The 24,349-nt window shown below is 75.2% G+C and carries 21 protein-coding genes; 8 read left to right on the top strand and 13 right to left on the bottom strand.

Going from position 1 to position 24,349, the window contains the following annotated elements:
• The first annotated feature begins 178 nt into the window (after positions 1–178).
• The 5 genes from AB6N24_RS05220 (at position 179) to AB6N24_RS05200 (ending at position 7,110) form a co-directional block, all read left to right on the top strand.
• A complete protein-coding gene (locus AB6N24_RS05220; RefSeq protein ID WP_412868367.1) occupies positions 179–1,471 on the top strand; it encodes an ABC transporter substrate-binding protein in 1,293 nt (430 codons plus the stop codon).
• A 250-nt stretch (positions 1,472–1,721) separates the two neighbouring features.
• The gene (locus AB6N24_RS05215; RefSeq protein WP_412868366.1) at positions 1,722–3,866 is read left to right on the top strand and encodes a putative bifunctional diguanylate cyclase/phosphodiesterase; all 2,145 of its coding nucleotides are present in this window, start codon (positions 1,722–1,724) and stop codon (positions 3,864–3,866) included.
• A 47-nt stretch (positions 3,867–3,913) separates the two neighbouring features.
• Entirely contained in the window at positions 3,914–4,153 is a 240-nt protein-coding gene (locus AB6N24_RS05210) for a hypothetical protein (RefSeq protein WP_412868365.1), read from the top strand.
• A gap of 115 nt (positions 4,154–4,268) precedes the next feature.
• Positions 4,269–6,305: a sigma-70 family RNA polymerase sigma factor gene (locus tag AB6N24_RS05205; RefSeq protein ID WP_412868364.1), complete on the top strand. Its 2,037-nt coding sequence runs from the start codon at positions 4,269–4,271 to the stop codon at positions 6,303–6,305.
• Between the two features lie 184 nt (positions 6,306–6,489).
• Complete coding sequence (locus AB6N24_RS05200; RefSeq protein WP_412868363.1) at positions 6,490–7,110, top strand: dihydrofolate reductase family protein; 621 nt, start codon at positions 6,490–6,492, stop codon at positions 7,108–7,110.
• Between the two features lie 102 nt (positions 7,111–7,212).
• Here AB6N24_RS05200 and AB6N24_RS05195 read toward each other — a convergent pair whose 3' ends face one another.
• Positions 7,213–8,001, bottom strand: a complete 789-nt coding sequence (locus tag AB6N24_RS05195; protein WP_412868362.1) for an SDR family oxidoreductase — start codon at positions 7,999–8,001, stop codon at positions 7,213–7,215.
• A 101-nt stretch (positions 8,002–8,102) separates the two neighbouring features.
• On the opposite strand from AB6N24_RS05195, the gene AB6N24_RS05190 reads away from it, so the two are divergent.
• Positions 8,103–8,960: a helix-turn-helix transcriptional regulator gene (locus tag AB6N24_RS05190; RefSeq protein ID WP_412868361.1), complete on the top strand. Its 858-nt coding sequence runs from the start codon at positions 8,103–8,105 to the stop codon at positions 8,958–8,960.
• Between the two features lie 14 nt (positions 8,961–8,974).
• Here the strand turns inward: AB6N24_RS05190 and AB6N24_RS05185 are convergent, their stop codons facing one another.
• Entirely contained in the window at positions 8,975–9,442 is a 468-nt protein-coding gene (locus AB6N24_RS05185) for a MarR family winged helix-turn-helix transcriptional regulator (RefSeq protein ID WP_412868360.1), read from the bottom strand.
• A gap of 145 nt (positions 9,443–9,587) precedes the next feature.
• Between AB6N24_RS05185 and AB6N24_RS05180 the strand changes: the two genes are divergently transcribed.
• Positions 9,588–12,764 carry an efflux RND transporter permease subunit gene (locus AB6N24_RS05180; RefSeq protein WP_412868359.1) on the top strand — a complete coding sequence of 1,059 codons (3,177 nt, stop codon included), beginning with the start codon at positions 9,588–9,590 and terminating at the stop codon, positions 12,762–12,764.
• Positions 12,765–12,766: 2 nt separating this feature from the next.
• On the opposite strand, the gene AB6N24_RS05175 is transcribed toward AB6N24_RS05180, so the two are convergent.
• From AB6N24_RS05175 to AB6N24_RS05165, 3 genes are all read right to left on the bottom strand, one after another.
• Positions 12,767–13,912: a hypothetical protein gene (locus tag AB6N24_RS05175; protein WP_412868358.1), complete on the bottom strand. Its 1,146-nt coding sequence runs from the start codon at positions 13,910–13,912 to the stop codon at positions 12,767–12,769.
• Between the two features lie 9 nt (positions 13,913–13,921).
• Positions 13,922–15,115, bottom strand: coding sequence for a DUF418 domain-containing protein (locus AB6N24_RS05170; protein WP_412868357.1), 1,194 nt, complete (start codon positions 15,113–15,115; stop codon positions 13,922–13,924).
• Between the two features lie 216 nt (positions 15,116–15,331).
• The gene (locus AB6N24_RS05165) at positions 15,332–16,192 is read right to left on the bottom strand and encodes an NAD(P)H-binding protein (protein ID WP_412868356.1); all 861 of its coding nucleotides are present in this window, start codon (positions 16,190–16,192) and stop codon (positions 15,332–15,334) included.
• A gap of 86 nt (positions 16,193–16,278) precedes the next feature.
• Between AB6N24_RS05165 and AB6N24_RS05160 the strand changes: the two genes are divergently transcribed.
• Positions 16,279–17,007, top strand: a complete 729-nt coding sequence (locus tag AB6N24_RS05160) for a TetR/AcrR family transcriptional regulator (protein ID WP_412868355.1) — start codon at positions 16,279–16,281, stop codon at positions 17,005–17,007.
• A 123-nt stretch (positions 17,008–17,130) separates the two neighbouring features.
• On the opposite strand, the gene AB6N24_RS05155 is transcribed toward AB6N24_RS05160, so the two are convergent.
• The 8 genes from AB6N24_RS05155 to AB6N24_RS05120 form a co-directional block, all read right to left on the bottom strand.
• Positions 17,131–18,735 carry an AMP-binding protein gene (locus AB6N24_RS05155; protein ID WP_412868354.1) on the bottom strand — a complete coding sequence of 535 codons (1,605 nt, stop codon included), beginning with the start codon at positions 18,733–18,735 and terminating at the stop codon, positions 17,131–17,133.
• 151 nt (positions 18,736–18,886) lie between these two features.
• Complete coding sequence (locus tag AB6N24_RS05150) at positions 18,887–20,098, bottom strand: acyl-CoA dehydrogenase family protein (protein WP_412868353.1); 1,212 nt, start codon at positions 20,096–20,098, stop codon at positions 18,887–18,889.
• Positions 20,099–20,108: 10 nt separating this feature from the next.
• Entirely contained in the window at positions 20,109–21,302 is a 1,194-nt protein-coding gene (locus AB6N24_RS05145) for a phosphotransferase family protein (protein WP_412868352.1), read from the bottom strand.
• A 149-nt stretch (positions 21,303–21,451) separates the two neighbouring features.
• Entirely contained in the window at positions 21,452–22,195 is a 744-nt protein-coding gene (locus AB6N24_RS05140; protein ID WP_412868351.1) for a TetR/AcrR family transcriptional regulator, read from the bottom strand.
• Positions 22,188–22,745: a dihydrofolate reductase family protein gene (locus tag AB6N24_RS05135; RefSeq protein ID WP_412868350.1), complete on the bottom strand. Its 558-nt coding sequence runs from the start codon at positions 22,743–22,745 to the stop codon at positions 22,188–22,190. The genes AB6N24_RS05140 and AB6N24_RS05135 overlap by 8 nt, the downstream gene beginning before the upstream one ends.
• Before the next feature lie 132 nt (positions 22,746–22,877).
• Entirely contained in the window at positions 22,878–23,234 is a 357-nt protein-coding gene (locus AB6N24_RS05130; protein WP_412868349.1) for an iron chaperone, read from the bottom strand.
• Positions 23,231–23,641 carry an acyl-CoA thioesterase gene (locus AB6N24_RS05125; protein WP_412868348.1) on the bottom strand — a complete coding sequence of 137 codons (411 nt, stop codon included), beginning with the start codon at positions 23,639–23,641 and terminating at the stop codon, positions 23,231–23,233. Before AB6N24_RS05125 ends, AB6N24_RS05130 begins: the two co-directional genes overlap by 4 nt.
• Positions 23,638–24,288 carry a QsdR family transcriptional regulator gene (locus AB6N24_RS05120; protein ID WP_412868347.1) on the bottom strand — a complete coding sequence of 217 codons (651 nt, stop codon included), beginning with the start codon at positions 24,286–24,288 and terminating at the stop codon, positions 23,638–23,640. The genes AB6N24_RS05125 and AB6N24_RS05120 overlap by 4 nt, the downstream gene beginning before the upstream one ends.
• Positions 24,289–24,349 lie beyond the last annotated feature (61 nt).

Here is a 24,349-nt window from a genome sequence, read left to right as displayed (position 1 = left end):
GTCGCGCCCCCGCCGACACGCGCGGCACCGGCGCCACCGACGGCACCGGTCGCACCCGCCGCTCCCGCCTCTCCCGCCGGGGTGCGCCTGCCGCACCGCCCACGGGCGACCCGTCCGCCGCCGCCCGTCCGACCACCCCCAGCACCCCCAGAGAACCCGTCCGCACACCGACCGAGGGATGACGACGATGTCGCAGCTCCGCACCCGCACGCGCCGCACGCGCACGCACCTGGCCCGCACCGCCGGCACCCTCGCGCTCGTCGCGGTCCTGCCGCTCACCGCGTGCAGCACGCCCGCGGCCTCGCCCGGCGTCGCCGAGGAGACCGTGACGATCGGCACCCACACGCCGCTGACCGGGCCGGCCGCCGCGGGCTACGCGTCCATCTCCGCGGCCGCCTCCGCGTACTTCGAGTACCTCAACGACCAGGGCGGCGTCCACGGCCGCACGATCGAGTACGTCGTCAAGGACGACGCCTACAACCCGGCGACCACCCAGACCGTCGTGCGCGAGCTCGTGCAGGAGGACCAGGTGCTCGCGGTCGTCAACGGCCTCGGCACGCCCACGCACGGCTCGGTCGTCGACTACCTCAACGAGAACGGCGTGCCGGACCTGTTCGTCGCGTCGGGCAGCCCCGCGTGGGACGACCCCGAGGAGCACCCGTGGACGTTCGCGTTCAACGCCGACTACGTGACCGAGGGCAAGGTCCTCGCCCACCACGCGCAGGAGACGTACGACGACGCGGTGTTCTGCGTGCTCGGGCAGGACGACGACTTCGGCACCGACTTCACGACGGGCCTGACCACGGTGCTCGGCGAGCTCGCGAGCGCGCAGACGTACTCGGTCTCGAACCAGGACGTCACGGCGCAGGTCGGCGCGATGCAGGCCGCGGGCTGCACCGTGAACTTCCTCGCGACCGTCAACGGCTTCACGGCGCTCGCGCTCGGCACCGCCGCGAAGATGGGCTACCGCGCGCAGTGGGTCTCGTCGTCCTCGGGCGGCGACTACCCGACGCTCGTCGGCTACCTCGGCGAGGACGTCGGCCCGGCCCTGCTGCAGGGCTTCGTGAGCACCAACTACCTGCCGTTCAGCCCCGACGACCCGTGGGTCGAGCTGTTCCGCCGCGTCAACGACGAGTACAACGACGGCGCCCCGTTCACCGGCAACACCGTCTTCGGGATGTCCGTGGCGTACACGTTCGCGCAGGCGCTCGCCCGGGCCGGGGAGGACCCGACGCGCGAGAGCCTCGTCGAGGCGCTCGAGTCCGGCGACGTCGTCGGGAACGGGATCGTGCCGCTGCAGTTCTCGGCGGACAGCCACGCGGCGTTCGGCGGCGTGGGCATCACCGTGGTCGACGACGGCGTGCAGGACTACGTCGGCTCCACGTACACGACCGACCGGGCCGACGGGCCGGTCACCCCGTACGACGGCGAGCCGGTGCCGCTCGAGGGCGAGGGCGTGCCGCAGTCCTGAGCGGCGCGGGCGGCCGTCGCGCTGGGCCGCTGCGGGCGGCCGCTCTGCTCCTCCGGACCCCCGTGGCGCACCTCCCGTGCCGGGTCGCGGCTGCCCGTGACCCGGCACCGGCGGACGCTCGTCCCCGCGTGCGGCATCCTTGAGCCAGGCCGTGGGCGTCCCGCCCCTGGTCGCGGGCCGCCCTCGGGCGCGTCCGGGGGCGCGGTCGCGGGGGGCACCGTGCGCGCCGGGGACATGACTGGGGGGTCACATGTCCGGGGCTGCCGTGGACGAGGGCGACGAGGGAGCGGGCTCGCCACCCGCGTGGCACGTGCGCGCGCAGGCGTACACCGCGCTGTTCGAGCGCAGCACCGACGGCCTGGTCCTGACGAGCCCGACGGGCGGCATCCTCGCCGCCAACGCCGCGGCCTGCCGGATGCTCGGGCACTCGGAGGCCGAGCTCCGCGGCCTCGGGCGTGCCGGGGTGATCGACCCCGACGACCCGCGCTGGGTGCAGGCCGTCGCGGTCCGCAACGCCGAGGGCTTCTTCCAGGGTGAGCTGCGCGCGCGCCGGTCCGACGGGTCGACCTTCCCGATCGACCTGTCCTCGGCCGTGGTCGCCGAGGACACCGCGATCGTGCTGTTCCGGGACCTGACCCGCGTCGCCGAGGCCGTCGAGCGCGCCGAGGACGCCCGTCGTGCCGCCGCCACCGTCATCGACCTGCTCGAGACCATCAGCGAGGGCTACTTCGCGCTCGACGACGACTGGCGGTTCTCCTACGTCAACCGGCACGGCGAGCGCATCATGGACGTCGACCGCGCGGACGTGCTGGGCCGCGTGTTCTGGGAGGTCTTTCCCGGGCTCGTCGGCTCACCGCTCGAGACGTCGTACCGGCACGTCATGGCGACCGGCGAGCCCGTCGACTTCGAGGGCTCCTACGGGCCCCAGCAGATCCGCTGCGAGGTGCGCGCCCACCGGCTCCCGAGCGGCGGCATGTGCGTGTACTTCCGGGACATCGTCGAGCGGCACGCCGCGCAGCGTGAGCGCGAGGAGCTGCTCGCCCGGCAGGAGGTGGCCCGCGCCGCGGCGGAGGAGGCACGCGCGGCGGCCGAGGAGGCGCAGCGCGAGCTCACCGAGCACGCCACGCACGACACCGTGACCGGGCTCCTCAACCGCTGGGGGCTGCTGCGCGAGGTCCGCCGGCTCGGTGACGGCTCCGCGTCGGCGCCGGGCCTGGTCCTGCTGTTCATCGACCTGGACCGGTTCAAGCTCGTCAACGACACCCTGGGCCACGTCGCGGGCGACCGGGTGCTCAGTGCCGTCGCGGCACGTCTGCGCGGGCTCATCGGGCCGGGGGACCTGCTCGCTCGCTTCGGCGGCGACGAGTTCGTCGTCGTGCTGCCCGGGGCGTCGGCCACCGCGGCGGAGACGCTCGCGCGGCGGATCGTCGACTCCGGGGACGAGCCCGTCGTCATCGGCAGCACCCTCCTGCCCGTCACGACGAGCATCGGGCTCGCGCACGCGCACGGGGCCGACGAGATCGACACGCTCCTGCGCGAGGCGGACGCCGCCCTGCACCGGGTCAAGGACGGCGGGCGGGACGGGTTCACGTGGTTCGACGAGGTCCTCCACCAGGAGACGGTCCAGCGCGTCGAGACCGAGCTCGAGCTGCGGCGCGGGCTCACCGCCGGCGACGGCCTCGTGCTGCACTACCAGCCGGCGTTCGAGCTGGGGCGGCGCTCCGGCGTCGCGCACGTCGAGGCGCTCGCCCGGTGGAGCGGCCCCGGGCCCGGCCTGGTGCCGCCGGCGGAGTTCATCCCCGTCGCCGAGGAGTCGGGGCTCATCGTCGCGCTCGGGGCGCAGGTCGTGTCCCGGGCGGTCGAGCAGATCGCGCGCTGGTCCGACCGTCCCGGCGTGCGGGTCTGGGTCAACGTCTCGCCGCGCCAGCTCGCGCTGCCCGGCCTGGCCGACCTCCTCGCGCGGCGGCTCGACGAGGCGGGGGTCGCGGCCGACCGGCTCGGCATCGAGGTCACCGAGCAGGCGATGGACGACGGCCGGCTCGTCGCGCACCTCGAGGCCGTGCGGCGCCTCGGGGTCGCCGTCGCGATCGACGACTTCGGGACCGGGTACAGCTCGCTCTCGCGCCTCGCGCAGGCCCCGGTCGACGTCATCAAGGTCGACCGCTCGTTCGTCCTCGCGACCGGGACGTCCAAGGGCCGGGCGATCGTCGACGGCATCGTCCGCCTCGCGCACTCGATCGGCGCGCACGTGATCGCGGAGGGCATCGAGACGCCCGAGCAGCTCGACGCGATCTCGGCCGTCGGGGCCGACGCCGCGACCGGGTTCCTGCTCGCCCGACCCGAGCCCGCGGAGGGCGTCGCCTGGGGGAGCCGGTTCCCGCTGTCGTCGCGCTGACCGGCATACTCACCCGCATGACAGGGGGACGGAACAGGGTTCGGGCCGTGAGTCTGGGAGCCGCGGGAGTGCTGCTCGTGCTCCTCGCGCTCGTGCTGGCGTACTGGCGGCCGCAGCAGGGGCAGTGGGGGCACGACCTGCTGGGGTTCCTCACGTGGGGCGGCGTGCGGCTGGTGTCCTGGGGAGCGGTGGCCGGCGGGGCGTGGCTGCTCGCGTGGGGCTGGCAGGCGTGGCGCGGGTCCGACGGGCGCACGGACGACGACGGGGCCGTGCCGCAGGAGGGCTGACCGGGCGGCGGACGTTTCCGTTATCCGCCCCCGTCCGGGTGGTCTCCCTCCGTGCGGCCGGTGCACGCGCCGGCCCGCGCGATGATCGACTGCCCCACGGAGAGGTCCCCACGCCATGCAGCCCACCCCGGACACCGCGACGGTCGTCGCCGCGCGCGCCGGCGACCCCGAGGCGGTCGACCGGCTCGTCGCCGGGTACCTGCCGCTCGTGTACTCGGTCGTCGGCCGGGCGCTGCGCGGGCACGCGGACGTCGACGACGTGGTGCAGGAGACGATGCTGCGCGCGCTGCGCGGGCTCGGGGACCTCCGCGACCCCGAGGCGTTCCGGTCGTGGCTCGTCGCGATCGCCGTGCGGCAGGTGCGCGACCGGCACCGCGTGCAGGGGGCGGCCCCCGGCGCGCTGCCCGACGACGCGGCCGACGGCGACCCCGGTGCCGACTTCACCGACCTCGCGATCGTCCGGCTCGAGCTCTCCGGCCAGCGGCGCGAGACCGCGGAGGCGACGCGCTGGCTCGACGAGGACGACCGCGAGCTGCTCGCGCTGTGGTGGCTCGAGGCGTCGGGCGAGCTCACGCGCGACGAGATCGTCGACGCGCTCGACGTGACACGTGCCCACGCGGCCGTCCGGGTCCAGCGCATGAAGGGCCAGCTCGAGACCGCACGCGTCGTGGTCCGGGCCCTCGCGGCGACGCCCCCGTGCGCCGAGCTGCTCGCGGTCACCGCCGGGTGGGACGGCCGCCCGGCGCCGCTGTGGCGCAAGCGCGTCGCGCGGCACACGCGCGAGTGCCTGGAGTGCGCTCCCGCGTGGCACGGGCTCGTCGCGGCCGACCGGCTGCTCGTGGGCCTGGGCCTCGTGCCGGTGCCGCTCACGCTCGCGGTGCTCCGGGACGGTCTGGTCCCGGGCCTGCCAGCCGTCGCACCGGGTGGCGCGCCGGCGGCGACGCCGGTCGACGTGTCGGTGGCCCAGCCGGGCGGGACGCCGCTCGACGTGTCGGTCGTGCAGCCGGGCGCGACGCCGCTCGACGTCACGGCGTTGGCGCACGCCCCCGGGCAGTCCACGGGAGGCGCGCTCGGGCACACCGGGGCGCACGCGGTGTCGGGCCACGGGCTCGCGGCCAAGCTCGCGGTCGTCGCCGGCACGCGCGTGGGCCGTGGCGTCCTCATTGCGGCGCTCACCTCGTCCGCGGTGGCCGGGGTCGGGACCGCCGTGGCCGTCGGGCAGCGCGAGCCGGCTCCCGAGACCGTCGTCGCGGCGACCTCGTCCCCGGCTCCGAGCGAGCCGACGCCGGAGCCGGCCGCGCCCGCTCCGGACCCTGCGCTCGTCCCGCCCGCGGTCCTCGAGCCGCCCGTCGAGACCCCGGCGCCGCCGGTCGAGGAGCCCGCCCCGCCCGCCCCCGAGCCGGCACCGGTCGCCGCGGCCTCGGCCAAGAAGGGCGTCGCGACCTGGCAGTTCGACGGCATCAGCGGGGCGCTCGGCGACGTCGGCGCGGGCTGGTACTACAACTGGTCGGACTCGAACGCGAGCATGCTCGGTCCCGACGGCGTCGAGTTCGTGCCCATGATCTGGGGGCGCGACTCCCTGACCGACGCGACGCTCGCACGCGCCGCGTCCGAGGGCACGACGCTCCTGGGCTTCAACGAGCCCGACCTCGCCGAGCAGTCGGCCATGAGCGTCGAGGAGGCGCTCGCGGCCTGGCCGCGGCTCGAGGCCACCGGGATGCGGCTCGGCAGCCCGGCCGTCGCGTGGGGCGGCGACACCCCGGGCGGCTGGCTCGACCGGTTCATGACCGGCGCGCGGGCGGAGGGCCGGCGCGTCGACTTCATCACGCTGCACTGGTACGGCTCCGACTTCAGCGACGCCGCCGTCGGGCACTTCCTCGGGTACGTCGACGCGGTGCACGAGCGCTACGGGCTGCCGGTCTGGGTCACCGAGTACGGGCTGATGAACTTCGGCGGGAGCCCGCGCTACCCCTCGGGGCCGCAGCTCGCGGCGTTCATCGAGGGCTCGACGGCCGGCATGGAGGCGCGGCCGTACGTCGAGCGGTACGCGTGGTTCGGGCTGCCGGCGGTCGGCGACAGCGCCGCGTTCGGGCTGTACACCGACGCCGCGACACCGACCGAGGCCGGGCGGGCGTACCGCGCGGCGGGGTGAGGACGGGCCGAGCGGGTCGGGTGCCACGCGGGTCGGGAGGCGTCCGGGACGAGCCCGTCGACACCGGCCGCCGACACGCACGGCCGCCGCGGATCGTGGCGGACCGATGAGGACCGCCGCCACGTGCGGTCTGATGGGGGGAGCGTCCGCACGGTGCGGGCGCGAGGACCTGGAGGAACGCCGGATGGCAACCATCGTCTCGACCCTGTTCAGCTCGCTCGACGGCGTCGTCGAGATCGACCCCGCGTGGCACTTCCCGTACTTCGACGAGCGCATGGGCGCCGCCGTGGGGGAGGACTACGAGGGTGCCGACGTGCTGCTGCTCGGCCGGGTCACGTACGACAGCTTCGCCGGTGCCTGGCCCGAGCGTGAGGCCGCCGGCGGGGAGGACGCCGGGTTCGCGGCGACGCTCGGCGACACCCGCAAGGTCGTCGCGACCCGCGGTAGCCAGGACCTGGGGTGGCGCAACGCCGAGAAGGTCGAGGGCGACCTCGTCGAGGCCGTGACGGCGCTCAAGGCAGAGCCGGGCCTCGGCAAGATCGTGATCCCGGGCTCCGTCTCGGTCGTGCGGCAGCTGCTCGCGGCCGGTCTGGTCGACGAGCTGCGTCTGCTCGTGCACCCGGTCGCGGCCCGCAAGGGCGAGCGGCTGTTCGACGAGGGCGACGCGATCTACCCGCTGCGCCTGCTCAGCTCGGACGTGTTCCCGACGGGCGTCGTGCGGCTCGTCTACGCGCCCGCCGAGGTGCCCGCCGCGCAGGAGTACGAGGACGTCACGGACAACGTCCCGGCCGGCGCAGCGGACTGACGCAGCGGCCCGGACGGCCCGGCCGGGACGTGCACGCGCACCCCGGCCGAGCCGTCGAGCACGCCGGTCGCCGCGTCGCCGCCGTCCCGCGTCCGCGCCGCGTCACGCCGCCCCGGCGTCGTCCTCGGCCTTGCCGTGCGGGTCGTGCGCGTTGATCGTCGCGACGACCTGGTCGTAGTCGCCGCGGGCCTCCCCGTAGCGGAGGAACTTGACGTTCTCGACCTGGATCTCGGTCGCGTCGGGCTGCGTCTCGACGAGGTGCAGCACCTCCGCGACGAAGTCGTCGAGCGGCATCGCGATCGCGCTGTCCCGCTGCCCGGGCATCAGGTCCGTCGCGACCGACGGCGGCTCGAGCTCGACCACCTGGACGCTCGTGCCGGCGAGCTGGAGCCGCAGCGACTCGCTGAGCATGTGGATCGCGGCCTTGCTGGCGTTGTAGCTCGGGGTCGCCCGCAGCGGGGTGAACGCGAGGCCCGAGGAGACGGTCATGATCGTCGCGGCGGGGCGCGTGAGCAGGTGCTCGACGAACGCGGCGATCAGGCGGACCGGGCCGAGCAGGTTGGTGGTGACGGTCTGCTCCGCCGAGGCGAGGAAGCCCGCCGGGTGCGTCCAGTCCTCCACGCGCATGATCCCGGCCATCGGGATCAGCACGTTCAGGTCCGGGTGCTCCGCGACGACCCGCCGGGCGACGGTCGCGATGCTCTCCGGGTCCGTGGTGTCGATCGCGTAGGCGTGCAGGCCGGGGTGCGCGGCCGTGATCTCGGCCAGCAGCTCGGTGCGGCGGCCGCCGATGATCACCTCGTTGCCCCGGGCCTGCAGGGCGAGCGCGAGCGCGAGGCCGATCCCGCTCGTCGCGCCGGGGATGAAGACGGTGTTTCCGCTGATGTCCATGACCCGAGTCTTCGCCGGGCGCGCCGGGCCCACCAGGGAGCGCTCATCGGGGGACCCGCGGTCCCTGGCTGGCGTCGCGCCGCGGCGCCGATACTGCACGCATGGACCGCGACGCCCTGGCCGACTTCCTGCTGCGGCACCGGGAGGCGCTGCGACCCGGTGACGTCGGCCTCGGCCTCGGCCCCGGCGTGCGGCGCCGCGCCGCCGGTCTGCGCCGCGAGGAGGTCGCGCAGCTCGCGGTCATGTCGACCGACTACTACGCCCGCCTCGAGCAGCGGCGCGCACCGCAGCCCAGCACGCAGATCCTCGCCGCGCTCGCCCGGGCGCTGCGGCTCACGCCGGACGAGCGCGACTACCTGTACCGGGTCGCCGGGCACAGCCCGCCGGACCGTGCGGCGACCGAGGACTACGTCGCGCCGGGCCTGCTGCGCGTGCTCGACCGGCTGACCGACACCCCCGCCCTCGTGCTCGACGCGCTCGGGCGCACGCTCGTGCAGAACGACCTCGCGCGGGCCCTGCTCGGCGACGTCGACGGCCTGACCGGCTGGGAGCGGAGCGCGATCTACCGCTGGTTCGTGCACCCGGGCACCGAGCGGAGCCGTTACCCCGAGCACGACCGCGACCGGCAGAGCCGCGCGCAGGTGGCCTCGCTGCGGGCGACGTACGGGGTGAGCGGCGCCGACTCCCCGGCGGGCGAGCTCGTGCGCGAGCTGCTGCGCCGGAGCCCGGAGTTCGAGCGGCTGTGGGAGGCGCACGAGGTCGCACGCCGGTTCGAGGACCACAAGGTGCTGGTCCACCCGGAGGTCGGGCCGATCGAGGTGGACTGCCAGGCCCTGTTCACCGAGGACGGGTCGCAGACGCTGCTCGTGCTCACCGCCGCGCCGCGGAGCGAGGCCGAGGGCAAGCTCCGGCTGCTCCGGGTGCTCGGGACGCAGGAGTTCGCGGGGGACGCGGGGTAGCGTCGCCGGGCTCGTCAGCCGGCGGGCGGCGCCTGCGGGACGGACCGGCGGGCCGCTTCGGCGAGCGCCCACATGCCGCGGACGAGCGCCGCCAGGTCGTCGACGTCGAGCTCCGCGAGGACCTCCAGCTCGGCGTCCATCGGGAGCGTGAGCAGGTGGCGGAGCGTCGCGGTGCCGGCGTCGGTCGGGGCCAGCACACGGACGCGGCCGTCGTGCGGGTCCGCGTGCCGCTCGACCATCCCCGCGCCGACGAGCCGGTCGACGACGCCCGAGACGGTCGCGGCGGAGACGTCGAGCGCCTCGGCGAGCGCGTGGGTCGTGGTGGCACCGCCCGTCGCGACGAGGCCGAGCGCGCGGAGCTGCTGGACGGTCAGCGTGGTCTCGAGCAGCGGGCGCAGCCGGGACGTGAGGAACGCGTCGTCGAGCGCGGCGTGCGCCTGCGCGAACTGCTCCACGAGGTGCGCGCGCGGGTCGTCGGTCATGGGCCGAAGGCTACGGGAACACCGGGGCGATCCTTCGCGTTAGGCTAACGACCGCGCCGAGGACGCCGCGTCGAGTGCCACCCGTACCCGTCCTTCCTGCTGTGCCGTGCCGCAGCGCCCGCTGCGCCCTGACCCGGAGGCCCCCGTGTCCCGTCTCGCCCGTCTCTCCCTGGCGAACCGTGCCGTCGTCGCGCTCGCGACGTTCGCCATCGCCGTCTTCGGGGTCCTGAGCGTCGGACAGCTCAAGCAGGAGCTCATCCCGTCGCTGCAGCTGCCCGTCGCGGTCGTCGTCTCGGTCTACCCGGGGTCGTCGCCCGAGGTCGTCGAGCAGGGGGTCGTCGAGCCCGTCGAGGCCGCGGTCCGCGCGATCCCGGACATCGAGTCGATCACGTCGACCGCCTCGACCGGGCTCGGCCTGACGACCGTCGAGCTCGAGTACGGCACCGACCTGGATGCGGTGACGCAGCGCCTGCAGACCGCGATCTCCCGCCTGCAGACCCAGCTCCCCGAGGGCGTCGAGCCGACCGTCATCACCGGCTCGCTCGACGACCTGCCGGTGATCCAGCTCGCGGCGGCGTCCGACGAGGGCGGCGACTCCGGCACGAGCGCGCTCGCGGCGACGATCGAGACCGTCGTGGTGCCCGCGCTCGAGGACATCGAGGGCGTCCGCACGGTCGCCGTCACGGGCGGCACCGCCGACCAGGTGCTCGTCGAGCTCGACGCCGCGCGCGTCGCCGTCGCGGGCGTCGACCCGACGGCCGTCTCCGACCTGCTCGCCGACTACGGCGTCGTGCTCCCCGTCGGCACGCTCACCGAGGGCGACCGGACGTACTCGGTGCAGGCCGGCTCACGCCTCGGCTCCGTCGAGGACCTCGAGGCCCTGCCGCTCGGCGCCGGCACGCTCGGCGACGTCGCGACCGTCACGGTCGCCCCCGAGGACCCGACGTCCTACTCGCGGCTCGACGGCTCCCCGGCGCTCGGCGTCGCGATCACCAAGACCCCCGACGGCAACACGGTCGACGTGTCGCACGCCGTGCAGGACGCGCTCGCGGACCTCGGCCCCGCGCTCGAGGCCGAGGGCGTGCGCACCGCGGTCGTGTTCGACCAGGCGCCGTTCATCGAGGAGTCCATCGAGGGGCTCGCGACCGAGGGTGGCCTCGGGCTCGTGTTCGCCGTCGTCGTCATCCTCGTGTTCCTCGCCTCGATCCGCGCGACGCTGGTCTCCGCAGTGTCGATCCCGCTGTCCCTCGCGGTGACGTTCATCGTCATGGACGCGACCGGGTACACCCTCAACATCCTCACGCTCGGCGCCCTGACGATCTCGATCGGGCGCGTGGTCGACGACGCGATCGTCGTCATCGAGAACATCAAGCGGCACCTGTCCTACGGCGAGGAGAAGACCGCCGCGATCTTCACCGCGGTCCGCGAGGTCGGTGGCGCGATCGCCGCGTCGACGATCTCGACCGTCGCGGTGTTCCTGCCGATCGCGCTCGTGGGCGGCATGGTCGGCGAGCTGTTCCGGCCGTTCGCCGTGACCGTGGCGATCGCGATGCTCGCGTCGCTGCTCGTCGCGCTCACGATCGTGCCGGTGCTCGCGTACTGGTTCGTGCGCTCGCCGGGCGAGGTCGACGGCACCGAGGCCGGCGCCGCCGCAGCGCGCGAGGCCGCCGAGGCGAAGGAGCGTCGCGGGCTGTGGCAGCGCGCGTACGTCCCGTCGCTCGCGGCGGCGCTGCGCCGCCCGTGGATGACGATCGGCGTGGCCGTCGTCGTGCTCGTCGGGACGCTCGGGCTCGTGCCGCGGCTCGAGACGAACTTCATCGGCGACAGCGGCCAGAACACCGTCACCGTGACGCAGCGGTTCGAGGTCGGCACGTCGCTCGCGGCGCAGGACGCCGCGGCGCGCGAGGTCGAGGACGCCCTGGCCGGGGTCGACGCGATCGAGAGCGTGCAGACGACCGTCGGCACCGGCGACGCGGCCGCGGCGGCGTTCAGCGGCGGCGGCAGCACGCCCTCCGCGTCGTTCGCGATCACGCTCGACGGGGACGCCGACGGCGTGGCCGCGCAGGACGACGTCCGCGCGGCCGTCGAGCCGCTCGTCGCGGCGCCCGTCACCGCGATCAACGTCGCCGGCAGCGAGGGCGGGTTCGGCTCGTCGACGGTCGACATCGCCGTCCGGGCCACCGACCGCGACGACCTCGCGGCGGCTGCGGACTCGGTGCACGAGGCGGTCCGTGACGTCGAGGGCGCCGCGGAGGTCGCCAACGACCTCGCGGGCGAGCAGGAGGTCCTGCAGGTCACGGTCGACCGGGAGGCGGCCGCCGGGCTCGGCCTCTCCGAGACCGTCGTCTCCGGTGTCGTCGCCGCGGCGATGAACCCCGCCCGCGCGATCGGCGAGCTCGACCTGGGCGACGGCCCGCTCGAGGTCGTCGTGTCGTCCGGCACCGCACCCGCCACGCGCGCCGAGATCGAGGCGCTCGTCGTCCCGTCGGCCCAGGGCCTCGTGCCGCTGACCGACGTCGCCGCGGTCGAGGCGGTGCAGGTCCCGACATCCGTCACGCGCGTCGACGGCGAGCGGTCCGCGACGGTCCGGGTCACGCCCGCGACGCAGGACGTCGGCTCGCTGACGCGCGAGCTCCAGGCCGCGGTCGACGGGCTCGACCTCCCGGCCGGCGTCGACGTCGAGGTCGGCGGCGTCGCGAGCCAGCAGCAGGACGCGTTCGCGGACCTCGGCCTCGCGCTGCTCGTCGCCATCGCGATCGTCTACGTCGTCATGGTCGCGACGTTCGGGTCGCTCGTGCAGCCGCTGATCCTGCTGGTGTCCGTGCCGTTCGCCGCCACCGGCGCCATCGTCGCGCTGCTCGTGAGCGGCACGCCGCTCGGGGTCCCCGCCCTGATCGGGGCCCTGATGCTGGTCGGCATCGTCGTGTCGAACGCGATCGTGCTCATCGACCTCATCAACCAGTACCGCGAGCGCGGCCGGTCGCTCGACGAGGCCGTGCGCGAGGGCGCCCGCAAGCGCCTGCGCCCGATCGTCATGACCGCGCTCGCGACGGTGTTCGCGCTGACGCCCATGGCCCTCGGGCTCACGGGCGGCGGGGCGTTCATCAGCAAGCCGCTCGCGCTCGTCGTCATCGGCGGGCTGATCTCCTCGACGCTGCTCACGCTGCTGGTGGTCCCCGCGCTGTACGTGCTCGTCGAGCGGCGCAAGGAGCGGCGTGCCGACCGGCGCGCGGCGCGGCGGGCGGGACGGCACGCCGCTCCGGTGGAGACCACCGCGGACGAGACCGCCGTGCCCGACGCCGTGGCGGCTGCCCGCGAGTAGCGTCAGGCCGGGCGCGACACGTCCCCGGCGCCGTCCGCGGGAGCCGGCGCCGGATCGGTCGGCGCGTCCTCGACCGGCGTGTCCTCGACCGGCGCAGCACGACCGAGCCACGCCAGCACCGCGAGCACGGCGAGCGCGGGGACCCAGCCGCCCAGCGCGCCGGCGGCACCGCCGTCCGTCGGGCTGCGGAGCAGCGACTGGACCGTCATCCACCGCTCGTCGCCCTGCGGGGAGAACCCGTGCCCGGCGAGGGCGGTCGGCAGCGCACCGAGCCCCGTCCCGACGACGGCCGCCGCCCAGACGCAGAGGAACGGGAGCAGACGGGCCGTGCGGTCGGTGCCGCGGACGGCGAGCCAGGTCAGCGCACCGACGACCACGCCCACGAGCACGCCGCTCAGCAGGACGAGCGGGAACGGCCGGCCGGCCGCCGTGGTGACGGGCAGCGTCCACGCGAGCTCGAGCAGGAGGGTGGTGCCGGGATCCCGCCCGGTCGTCGGGGCCAGCCGGGCGAGCGCCTCGACGACCTGCGAGTCCGCCGCGGCGGCGAGCAACCACCCGAGCGCCGACAGGCCGCCGGCGACGACGCCCGCCACCAGGGCAGCCGGGCGCGGCTGCGGCGGGCGTCGCTGCCCGCCGGGCGCCCGCGTGTCGCGCCGGAGGAGTGCGACGGCCGCGAGCCCGACGAGCCACCCGTAGGTGAGGCCCCACGCGCACCCCGTGCGCAGCGGCTCCGCGTAGCCGTACGCCAGGACCGTCACCCACCCCTCGCGGGCGAGCAGCGAGTCGTCGAGACGGAGGAGGGCGGTCGCCGTGGTCACGAGCACCGGGGCGAGGCCCGCCACGATGGCGGCGAACCACACGCCCAGCACCCGCGCACCGGCTCCGGCGGACCGCGCGCGCAGCACCGGCCGAGCGAGCACCGCGAGGACGACGACGAACACGGCGACGCTCTCCGGCCCCACGAAGGACGCCGTGGCGAGGATGTGGGCCGGGCCTCGCATCGCCGTGGACGGAGCCAGCAACCCGACGAGCCCAGGCGGGGTGCCGGCCCGGCTCAGCACCACGTGCAGGACGCCCGCCGCGAACCACAGCAGGAGCCCCGCGAGGACCACACCGACGAGCGGGCGGTAGGCCCGTGTTCTCTGCACCGCGGGACACTAGCAGCGCGCGTGGCCGTCGCCGACGGGTGACGTCTCCGGCTGCGCGGGTGCGTGCGGCGGCCGCGCGTAGACCCGCTGGACGAGCAGCTCGAGCGGTCCACGCTCGAAGTGCCGCAGCCAGGCGGTCGCGAACAGCACGAGCGCGAGCGAGACCACGGCCCACAGCCCGACGACCCACCAGGGCCGGGCGTCGGCGAACCGGGTGGCCAGCCCGAGGCCCCAGTCGTAGCAGAGGACGCTCGCGAGCACGTTCTGCAGCACGTAGCAGGACAGCGCGGTGCGGCCGACGGCGGCGACGGCACGGCGCGGCGCACCCCCGCGGCTGCGCAGGACGATCCCGGTGATCAGCCCGAGCAGGCCGAGGGCCACCAGCGGGGGGAGCACGTACCGGTCGACGAGCACCCAGGCCGGGCCGGCGAACGCGGTCACCAGGTTCAGCGGCGCGCCGACCCCGAAGCCGAGCAGCATGAGGCGTCGGCGGATCCGCGCGCCGGCGGGGGTGTCGTCGAGCGCGCCCGCGCGCAGCAGCCGCGAGCCCAGGAGGAACAGCACCGTGGCGGACGGCACGATCAGGACGAGCTCGATCCGGTAGAGCCCGGCGCTGTCGAGCCGCACGAGGACCTGCTCCCACCAGCTCGCCGTCGACGCCACGGCCGGCTCCGGCACCGCCGGCCCGCCCGGCAGCACGAGCAGCAGCGCCGTGACGGCCCCGATGCCGAGCAGGTAGAGGCCGCCGACCACCGCCATCCACGCGTGCACCACCCGGTCGCTGCGCCCGACGAGGTACGCCACCAGCAACGACGCGACGGCGTAGCCCATGAGGACGTCGAACTCGAACACGAGCACGTAGTGCAGGAGCCCCTCGACGAAGAGGATCGCCGCCCGCACCGGGTACCGGCCCGGCCACGGGGAGCCGCGGCGCACCGCCGAGCGGTACTGCAGCTCGATGCCGATGCCGAACAGCAGCGTGAGCAGCGCGAGGAACTTGCCGTTGGCGAGCGTCCGGAGCGCCGTCTCGACGACGTCCGGCGCCGGCCCGCCGCCGGCGAACCAGGCGGTGGGCCCGCCGGGGTGGGCGAACAGCCACACGTTCGACGCGAACGTGCCGAGGATGGCGACGCCGCGCAGGACGTCCAGGGACGTGATGCGGGTGGGCGTGGTCGTGGGCGCGGCGGGGGCGGTGGACGTCATCGGGGACCTCCGGGGGCACGGGTCTCGGGCACGACGACGACCCTGCCGCGGTGGACGTGCAGGGTCGTCGGTCGTTCTGATGACGCGTGCGGCGCGGCGTACCCACCTCGACGGACGCTCACCGCCCGCCGTTCACGCTGACCGCTCACCGCTCGGCGGCCGGGTGCACGGTCGCGCGGCCCACGCGGTGGCTGCTGACCTCGCGGGTGGGAGGTGTCAGGCGCCGGCGATCGTCTCGAGCACCGAGCGCACCGGTGTGGGGCGCCGACCGAGGAGCGTCCCCAGGGTCGGGTCGGTCACCTCGAACTCCCCGCGGCGGGCCGCGCGGTACATGCCGAGCGTGAAGTCGGCCGCTGCGACGGGCATGCCGCGCTCGACGGCCGCCTCCTTCCACTCCTCGTCGCTCACGACGACGCGTCGGACGGTGCGCCCGAGGACCTCGCTGAGCTGCTGCGCGACGGCGTGCAGGTCGAGCGCCTCGGCCGCGGTCAACGGCGGGGTGACGCCGTCGAGCGCCCCTGCGTCCGTGAGCGCGAGCGCGGCAGCCTCCGCGAGGTCGGCGTGCGCGGTCCAGGACACGGGTCCGTCCTCGGGTGCGACGAGGAGGCCGGTCCTCGGTGCGTCCCCGACGGAGAAGCGCAGGGTGTCGGCGTAGAACCCGTTGCGCAGCGCGGTGAACGGGACGCCGAGCCCGGCGAGGTGCGCCTCGGTCGCCGCGTGCGTGGCCTGCGGGGAGAACAGCGAGGTCGCCGAGGCCGCCTGGTGGCTCGTGTAGAGGACCCGCGCGGCGCCGGCTGCGTGGGCGGCGTCGACGGCGGCCCGGTTCGCCTCGGCCGCACCGGGGCCCCGGATGGCGGCCGAGACCACGAGCACCTGCTCGGCGCCCTCGAAGGCGTGCCGCAGGCCGGCGGGGTCGGTGAAGTCGCCGGCCCGGACGCGCACGCCGCGCTCGGCGAGGTCCGTGGCCTTCGCGGGGTCGCGGACGCTGACCCCGACGGTGTGCGCGGGCACGCGCTCGAGCAGGCGCTCGACGATCTGCGACCCGAGCTGACCGGTCGCGCCGGTGAGGACGATCATGACGGCACCTCTCGTTGAACCAGTGGAACTCGCATCACGTTATCACTGGAAATTCAGTGGTACGCCGCGGGCGTTACCCTTGATCCATGTCACCCGAGCCCGACCCCGTGCCCGATCCGCGGGACGACGCACGGGCCCGCATCCTGGAGCAGGCCGAGCGCCTCCTGCGTCACGACGGCGCCGCCGCGGTCACGACGCGGGCCGTCGCCTCGGCGGCGGGCGTGCAGCCGCCGACGATCTACCGTCTGTTCGGCGACAAGGACGGGCTCGTCGACGCGCTCGCGGAGCACGTCATGGCGGCGTACGTCGACACCAAGGCCGCGGCGAGCGCGTCGGAGGGCGACCCGGTGGCGGACCTGCGGGCCGGGTGGCGCACGCACGTCGAGTTCGGGCTCGCGAACCCCGAGCTGTACCGCCTGCTCGCCACGCACCGCTCGCCCGGCCGGTCCCCGGCGACGGCGCGCGGGATCGAGGTGCTGCGCGCCCGCGTCCACGCGCTCGCCGTCGCCGGGCTCCTGCGGGTGAGCGAGCAGCGTGCGCTCGCGATGATCCACGCGGCCGGCAACGGGACCGTGCTCGCGCTCCTGGAGGTGCCCGCGGGCGAGCGGGACCCGGGCCTCGCGGACGCGATGCTCGACGCCGTCCTCGCGAGCGTCGTCGCGCACGAGCCGGCCGCTCCCGAGGCGACCAGGACCACCACCGTGGCCGTGACCTTCGGGACGGTGCTCGACGACCTCCCCGGGCTGAGCGACGCCGAGCGGGCCCTCCTGGCGGAGTGGCTCGCGCGGTCTGTGGAGCGCCTGCAGGGCGCGTGACGGCGGGGGCCCGGCGTGTCCCGGTAGGTCGCGCGGCGCTCGTCGCGCCGTGCCAGTGGTCCTCGCCGGGCTGGATGAAGGCCGGTGAACCGCTGGGCGGGGCACTTGCCGGTCGCGGTCGGGTCAGCCCGGGACGTGCTCCGCGGCCGGCGTCGAGTACTGCGCGACGAGCTCGCGCTTGAGCACCTTGCCCGAGCCGCCGAGCGGCAGCGTCTCGACGAGGTGCACGACGCGCGGGTACTTGTAGGCGGCGATCCGCTCGCGCGTGAAGTCGACGACCTCCTGCGCGGTCGCGGTGCGGCCGGGCATGAGCACGACGGCGGCGTGGACCTCCTGGCCGTGCGCCTCGTCCTCGACGCCGAACACCGCGGCCTGCGCGACGGCGGGGTGGCGCACCATCGCGTCCTCGACCTCGCTCGGGTACACGTTGTAGCCGTTGCGGACGATCATGTCCTTCTTGCGGTCGACGATCGTGACGATGCCCTCGGCGTCGACGGTGCCGAGGTCGCCGGTCCGGAACCAGCCGTCGACGACGGCGGCCGCGGTCGCCTCGGGGTTGCCCAGGTAGCCCTTGAACAGGTTGTGGCCGCGGACCACGACCTCGCCGAGCTCGCCCGGCCCGAGCAGCACGATCCGCTCCTCGACCTCGGAGTCCGCGATCTCGACGTCGACGCCCCACAGCGGCCGCCCGACGGTGCCGGGCCGGATGGGCTCGCCGACGTAGTTGAACGACACCGTCGGCGCCGTCTCGGTCAGCCCGTAGCCCTCGTGCACCTCGGCGCCGAACGCCGCGGCGAACGCCTCGAGCAGCGCGACCGGTAGCGCGGCGCCGCCCGAGACCGCGTACTTGAGCGGGGGCCGGTCGGGGGTGCGCGCGGCGGCCTGGACCATGCCGAGGAACATCGTCGGGACCGCCGTGAACACCGTCGCGCGGTGCTTGACGAGCAGCGCGAGCGCCTCGTCGGCGTCGAACCGGGGGAGCAGCACGATCGCGGCGCCGCGGCGGAACGCGGTGTTGAGCACGGCCGACTGGCCGAACGTGTGGAAGAACGGCAGCCCGCCGAAGACCACGTCGTCGGGCCGGATGTCCGCCGTGTCGAGGAGGGTGACGTGCACCTGCTCGACGAGGGCCAGGTGCGAGGCCACGGCGCCCTTGGGGCGGCCCGTCGTGCCGCTCGTGTACAGGACCGTGGCCGGCGCGAGCGGGTTGACCGACGCGTACGTGCGCACGGGCTCCGCGGCGTCGGCCTCGTCCTCGAGGCGCGGGGCGGGGACGGCGGCGACGTGCGTGTCGGGGACCAGGACGGTCACGACGGGGACGCCGGCCGCCGCCGCGGCGGGCAGCGCCTCGCCGAGCATCGGGGCCGCGGCGACGAGCAGCGTCGCGTCGCTGTCACCGAGCACGTACTCGATCTCCTGCGCCTTGAACAGCAGGTGCACGGGGACGACGACCGCGCCGAGCGACAGGATCGCGTAGTAGACGCGCGCGAAGTCGGGCACGTTCGGCACGAGCATCGCGACGCGGTCGCCCGGGCCGACGCCGCGGTCGCGCAGCGCACCCGCGTACGCACGCGTGCGGTCCCACAGCGGGCCGTAGGTCAGCGCCGCGTCACCGACGTGGAACGCGACCCGGTCCGGGTGGCGGCGGGCGGTCTCGGCGAGGATCGCGGCGACGGACAGCGTGCCGTGGCCGGGGCCGGTGAGGATCGGGTCGAGCTCGGCGGTCATCTCGGGGTCCCTTCGCGTGCGGTGACTGCGGCGTGACTTCGGCGGGGGAGTGCGGGGCGAGCGGTGCGGTGCGGGACGAGCGGTGCGGTGCGGTGCGGTGGGGCGGGCGGTGCGGTGGGGGGTGGAGCGGAGCGGCGTGCCGTCGGCGGCGTCACGTCGGGCGTGGTCGGAGCTCCGCCTTCCCGAGCGAGGAGAGGTGGACCTCGTCGGGCCCGTCGGCGATCCGCAGCGACCGGGCCGCGGCGTACATCGCGGCGAGCGGCTGGTCGTCGGAGAGCCCGGCCGCGCCGAACACCTGGATAGCGCGGTCCACGACCTGCTGCACCGCGCGCGGGACCGCGATCTTGATCGCCTGGATCTCGGTCATCGCCGCGCGGTTGCCGACCGTGTCCATGAGCCAGGCCGTCTTGAGCACGAGCAGGCGCAGCGCCTCGACCTGGATGCGCGACTCCGCGGCCCACTCCCGGACGACGCCCTGCTCGGCGAGCGGCCGCCCGAACGGCGAGCGGGACGCGGCGCGCTCGCGGACCAGGTCGAGCGCCCGCTCCGCCATGCCGAGCGCGCGCATGCAGTGGTGGATGCGCCCCGGCCCGAGCCGGGCCTGCGCGATCGCGAACCCGTCGCCCTCCCCGCCGAGCAGCGCCGACGCGGGGACGCGCACGTCCTCGAAGGCGATCTCGGCGTGCCCGCCGTGGTCCCGGTCGTCGTAGCCGAGCACGGTCAGCGGGCGCACGACACGCACGCCCGGGGTGTCGCGCGGGACGAGCACCATGCTCTGCTGCCGGTGCCGCGGCGCGTCGGGGTCGGTCGCGCCCATCACGACGAGCAGCGTCGCGTCGGGGTTCATCGCGCCGGTCGACCACCACTTGCGGCCCGTGACGACGAGGTGGTCGCCGTCGCGGCGGATGCGGGTCGCGATCTGCGTGGCGTCCGACGACGCGGCGCCGGGCTCGGTCATGCAGAACGCCGAGCGGGTCCGCGCGGCCAGCAGCGGCTCGAGCCAGCGCTCCTGCTGCTCGGGGGTGCCGAACTCGGCGAGGAGCTCCATGTTGCCGGTGTCGGGCGCCGCGCAGTTGGTCGCGACCGGACCCAGGCGGGGGCTGCGGCCGAGCGCCTCGGCGACGGGCGCGTACTGCAGGTTCGTCAGCCCGGCACCGCGCGGCCCCGGCAGGAACAGGTTCCACAGGCCCTGCGCCCGCGCGACCTCCTGGAGCTCGCGGACCACCGGGCGCGGGCCCCACTCGTCGGGCGTCGCGGCGACCTGCGCGTCGAGCACCGGCTCGGCGGGCAGGACGTGCTCGTCGAGGAACGTGCGCGTGCGCGCGAGCACGTCCCGGGTCCGCTCGTCGTACGCGAAGTCCACGTCCGCCCCCTCAGCTCGCGCCGTCGAGGCGCGCGAGGCCCTCGTCGGCCAGCGGGAGGACCATCGCGCCGATCGCGTCGAAGCCCTCGCCCACGGTCTCGCCCGCGCGGAACCGGAAGTGCACGCCCTCGAGGATCACCGCGAGCTTGTACGCGGCGAACGCGCGGTACCAGGACAGCTCCGGGACCGACGAGCCGAGCCGCACGGCGTACGCGTCGGCGAGCTCGGCGAAGTCCGGGTAGCCGGCGGCGGGGTCGACGGCGCTCGCGGTCAGGCCGTCGGGCGGCGCTATCCGGCGGATGTCCCAGTACAGGCCGAGCATCCCGAGGTCGACGGCGGCGTCGCCCAGGGTGGCCATCTCCCAGTCGAGCACGGCGGCGACGTGCACGCCGCCCGCCCGGGCGACGAGCGCGTTGTCGAGCCGGTAGTCACCGTGCACGAGCCCCGTCCGCGCGGTCTCGGGGACGTGCTCGCGCAGGCGCTCCTGCAGCGCGTCGAGCGCCGGGAGGTCGCGCGAGCGGGAGCCGTCGTACTGCCGGCCCCAGCGGTGCAGCTGCCGGCCGAGGTAGCCGTCGGCGCGGCCGAGGTCCGCGAGCCCGACCGACGCGGGGTCGAGGGCGTGCAGCTCGGCGAGCAGCTCGGCGAGCTCGAGGCTCACGGCCCGGAGCTCGGCGGGGGAGTAGGCGGCGTTCTGCGCGGGGTCGGAGATCGCCTCGCCCTCGACGCGCTCCATGACGAAGAACGGCGTCCCGGTCCCGGCGCTGCCGTCGGTGTCCTCGACGAGGTCGACGGTCGCGGGAACCGGGACGCGGGTGCTTCCGAGCGCGTGGATCACGCGGTGCTCGCGGGCCATGTCGTGCGCGGTCTCCTGCACGTGGCCGAGCGGCGGGCGGCGCAGCACCAGCGGGACGCGCGCGCCGTCGACCCGGTACGTGAGGTTGCTGCGGCCGCCCGCGAACAGGGTCGCGCGCAGCGGCTCGTCGGTCGCGAGGTGGGGGTGCGTGCGGCGGAGCCAGGAGTCGAGGCGGGCGACGTCGAGACCGGGGAGCGGCGGTGCGGAGGGTTCCACGGGGAGGTCCGCGGGTGCGACGTCCTCCGTGCGGCCCGCGGCCATGGTCGGCGGCTCCGGGGAGCGTGGTGCGGCAGGGGGTCGGGGCAGCGCGGGGACCGCCGTGGCGGCAGTGTCCGGGACCGGCTGCGTCATGCGCTGCCACCTCCGTGCTCGGGACGGGCGCCGATGCCCGTCCCGAGCAGCATACCGGACAGTCGGTATGCGGAGGTCCGCCGCGCAGCGCCAACCTCGCCCCGCGCCGCCCCGCCCCGCTCCGCCCCGCGCCGCCCCGCTCCGGGGGCTCAGTGGTCGGAGGCGTGCTCCTCCGTGCCACGCACCCGCGCCCCGATGCCGTCGAGGATCACGTCGAGACCGAAGCGCCACGCGTCGAACCCGGCGACGCCGGCGGCCTCCGCCGCGCGGATCCGCGGGAACGCAGCGCCGCTCTCGCGCAGCAGCGAGCGCATCTCCGCCCCGACGTCGTCGGCTGTCGTCCAGTACTGCGTCCCGGCGAGCTCGCGCGAGAGCGTCGACCGCGTGTGCGAGAAGAGGAGCGTGATGACCGCCCGGAGCGCGTCCCCGGTCAGCCCGCTGCCCTCGAGCGCTCCCGCGGCAGCCTCGCTCCACGCGATCTCGCGCGGCCCCATCAGGCGGTTGCCGACGGTCGCGGCCGGGAGCCACGGGTGCGCGAGCCAGGTCTCCCGGAGGTCGGCCGCCCACGCCACGACGGCCGCCCGCCAGTCGTCGTCCACGTCCACCTCGGGAGGCACGCCGACGGCCTGCTCGACCGCGACGGCGACGAGCTCGTCCTTGCTGCCGACGTACCGGTACAGCGCCATCTTCGAGACCCCGAGGCGGTCCGCGACCTTCTGCATCGAGACGGCGTGCAGGCCGTCGGCGTCCGCCACGGCGATCGTCTCGACGGCGATCCGGGCCAGGTCGAGCGAGGGTCGCGGACCGCGCGCCGGGACGACGGGCTCGCCCCAGAGCAGCCGCGCGAGGCCCTCGTGCGGCGCCCTGGGGGCGTCGTCGGACCCGTCAGGCACGTGGCTCCGCGACGAGCCGCAGGATCGTGACGCCGGTGTCGAGCGTGGTCGTCCCGGCGTGTGCGAAGCGGACGAGCGCGTCCGCCGGGCTGAACAGCAGGTCCTCACGGTCCGCGGTCCGGGCCAGGACGGGGTGCACCCAGAAGTGCACCTCGTCGAGCAGGCCGGCCTCCGCCAGCGCGTACGCGATCGACCCGAAGCCGTAGGTCAGGATGTGGCCGTCGCCGTCGATCCGGAGCTTCTCGACGGCGGCGACCGGGTCGTCGGCGACCGTGGTGGTGTTGTGCCAGGTGCCCTCGGTCTGCGTCCGCGAGACGAGGACCTTCGGGATCTCGTACATCCGGTGGTTGTAGGCGTCGTCCGACGGGGCGTTCCAGTACGGGGCGAACCCCTCGTACGTCCTCCGGCCCTGCAGCAGGACGTCGCTTCGGCTCACCAGGTCGGTCTGGTACGCCGCGGCCTGCTCGTTGAAGTACGGGAGCGACCACTTCTCGGGGTGGTCGATGACCCCGTCGAGCGAGGCGTACACGGCGGCGACGGTGGTGCGCATGAGTCGTCCTCTCAGTGGGGCGAACCTCTGCGTCCGCCGGATACGGTTTACGGTAGACGCAGTTGTGCGGCCTGCGCCACCCCTGTCGTCCGACTCATCTGGTGGACCGGGGTGAGGGAGCAGGTGCAGGCCTCAGGCCCCGGCGTCCTCCCGCGACGTCCGCGCCAGCCGTTCGACCAGGTCGTCGGGGATCGGCCTGCGCGGCGAGAAGGTGATGCCGGTCTTGGTCGCCTTCAGGCCGGCGGCCGCGATCTCCCCGGCGTGAGCCGTGATGGCGCCCGGGAGGACGTACAGCCCGCACTGCCTGCTGAACGCCGCATAGCTCGCGACGACCGCGCCGTCGACCCTGAACCCGGGCATGTCGTACGCCACGATCTCCTCCGCGTCCGGCAGGGTCCGCGCCAGGAGCGCGCGCAGGTGCGTCAGCGCGGGCCGGAAGGGCTCGGGTGCCGCGGCGATGTACGCGTCGTGGTCGGCGGGCGTCGTCATCGGACCACGAGCTCCCGCTCGATCGCTGCCCGGATCGGCTCGGGGATCGGCGCCGGGCGGCGCGAGTCCCGGTCGACGAACACGTGCACGAACCGGCCGGTCGCGATCGGCTCCGGCTCGTCCGCGCGCAGGATGCCGAGCTCCCACGTGACGCTCGTCGTCCCTACCCGCCCGGCGCGCAGGCCGACCGCCAGCGGCTCCGGGAACGACGCCGGCGCCCGGAAGTCGCACGACGACGACACGCACAGCGCGATCCGGTCGCCGCCGAGGGGGTCGAGCCCGGCGCCGATCATCCAGACGTTCACCGTCGTGTCCATCGCCTCGTAGTAGACGGTGTTGTTGACGTGCCCGTACTGGTCGTTGTCGTTCCAGCGGGTCGGGAACGGCGCGCGGTGGCCGTAGGTCATCGGGGCTCCTCGGGGCGCAGGACCAGGTCGAACGCGGCGCGGGCGCGCTCGGCGCTCGGTGCGTCGCCCGTGATCAGGTCGGCGTACGTGAACGACTCCGAGACCCGCACGAGCAGGTAGGCGAGGTCACCCGGGGCGATGTCGCGCCCGAACGGCCGGTCGCCGAGCTCCTGGCGGACGAGCTGCTCGACGACGGCGACGTAGCGGCGCTGGATCTCGCTGCCGTTGGTCGTCAGCAGGCGCAGGGCCCGCGCCGGTTCGCGGCGCAGGAACGACCGGAAGTAGTCGGCGGTGATGAGGTCGTGCGCGAACGAGGTGAGGATCGCGACGACCCGGTCGGCGCCGGAGCGGCCGTGCGTCGCGGCATCGGCCTGCTCGAGCGTCGGGACGGCGAGCGACCACAGGACCTCGGACAGCAGCGCGTCGCGGTTGCCGACCCAGCGGAACAGCGACGTGCGGTCGACACCGAGGCGGGTCGCGAGCCGGCCCATGTCGATGCGCTCGCCGGCGATGAACGTCTCGCGCGCGAACCGGAACGCCCGGACGGCGTCCTCGTGCGCGCCGTCCTCGAGGCGCTCGGACAGCCAGGACGGCGCGACCGCGGTGCCGACCCGCGCGAGCGTGCTCCGGTGCGTGGGGAGCGTCATGCGCCGCACTCTAACCCCGGTCGCCGAGGGGGTTGCAACATTCTCGCGAATGATGCAACCC

This window comes from Cellulomonas jepli (assembly GCF_047229345.1).
Taxonomy (GTDB): domain Bacteria; phylum Actinomycetota; class Actinomycetes; order Actinomycetales; family Cellulomonadaceae; genus Cellulomonas_A.
This window is presented reverse-complemented; position numbering and strand designations above follow the sequence as displayed.

Coding starts and splice junctions, on each gene's coding strand:
- AB6N24_RS05195 (WP_412868362.1), bottom strand. CDS start 8,001: ATGGACATCAGCGGAAACACCGTCTTCATCCCCGGCGCGACGAGCGGG.
- AB6N24_RS05120 (WP_412868347.1), bottom strand. CDS start 24,288: ATGACGCTCCCCACGCACCGGAGCACGCTCGCGCGGGTCGGCACCGCG.
- AB6N24_RS05165 (WP_412868356.1), bottom strand. CDS start 16,192: ATGATCGTCCTCACCGGCGCGACCGGTCAGCTCGGGTCGCAGATCGTC.
- AB6N24_RS05200 (WP_412868363.1), top strand. CDS start 6,490: ATGGCAACCATCGTCTCGACCCTGTTCAGCTCGCTCGACGGCGTCGTC.
- AB6N24_RS05160 (WP_412868355.1), top strand. CDS start 16,279: ATGTCACCCGAGCCCGACCCCGTGCCCGATCCGCGGGACGACGCACGG.
- AB6N24_RS05155 (WP_412868354.1), bottom strand. CDS start 18,735: ATGACCGCCGAGCTCGACCCGATCCTCACCGGCCCCGGCCACGGCACG.
- AB6N24_RS05215 (WP_412868366.1), top strand. CDS start 1,722: ATGTCCGGGGCTGCCGTGGACGAGGGCGACGAGGGAGCGGGCTCGCCA.
- AB6N24_RS05205 (WP_412868364.1), top strand. CDS start 4,269: ATGCAGCCCACCCCGGACACCGCGACGGTCGTCGCCGCGCGCGCCGGC.
- AB6N24_RS05135 (WP_412868350.1), bottom strand. CDS start 22,745: ATGCGCACCACCGTCGCCGCCGTGTACGCCTCGCTCGACGGGGTCATC.
- AB6N24_RS05145 (WP_412868352.1), bottom strand. CDS start 21,302: ATGACGCAGCCGGTCCCGGACACTGCCGCCACGGCGGTCCCCGCGCTG.
- AB6N24_RS05130 (WP_412868349.1), bottom strand. CDS start 23,234: ATGACGACGCCCGCCGACCACGACGCGTACATCGCCGCGGCACCCGAG.
- AB6N24_RS05190 (WP_412868361.1), top strand. CDS start 8,103: ATGGACCGCGACGCCCTGGCCGACTTCCTGCTGCGGCACCGGGAGGCG.
- AB6N24_RS05220 (WP_412868367.1), top strand. CDS start 179: ATGACGACGATGTCGCAGCTCCGCACCCGCACGCGCCGCACGCGCACG.
- AB6N24_RS05170 (WP_412868357.1), bottom strand. CDS start 15,115: ATGACGTCCACCGCCCCCGCCGCGCCCACGACCACGCCCACCCGCATC.
- AB6N24_RS05125 (WP_412868348.1), bottom strand. CDS start 23,641: ATGACCTACGGCCACCGCGCGCCGTTCCCGACCCGCTGGAACGACAAC.
- AB6N24_RS05185 (WP_412868360.1), bottom strand. CDS start 9,442: ATGACCGACGACCCGCGCGCGCACCTCGTGGAGCAGTTCGCGCAGGCG.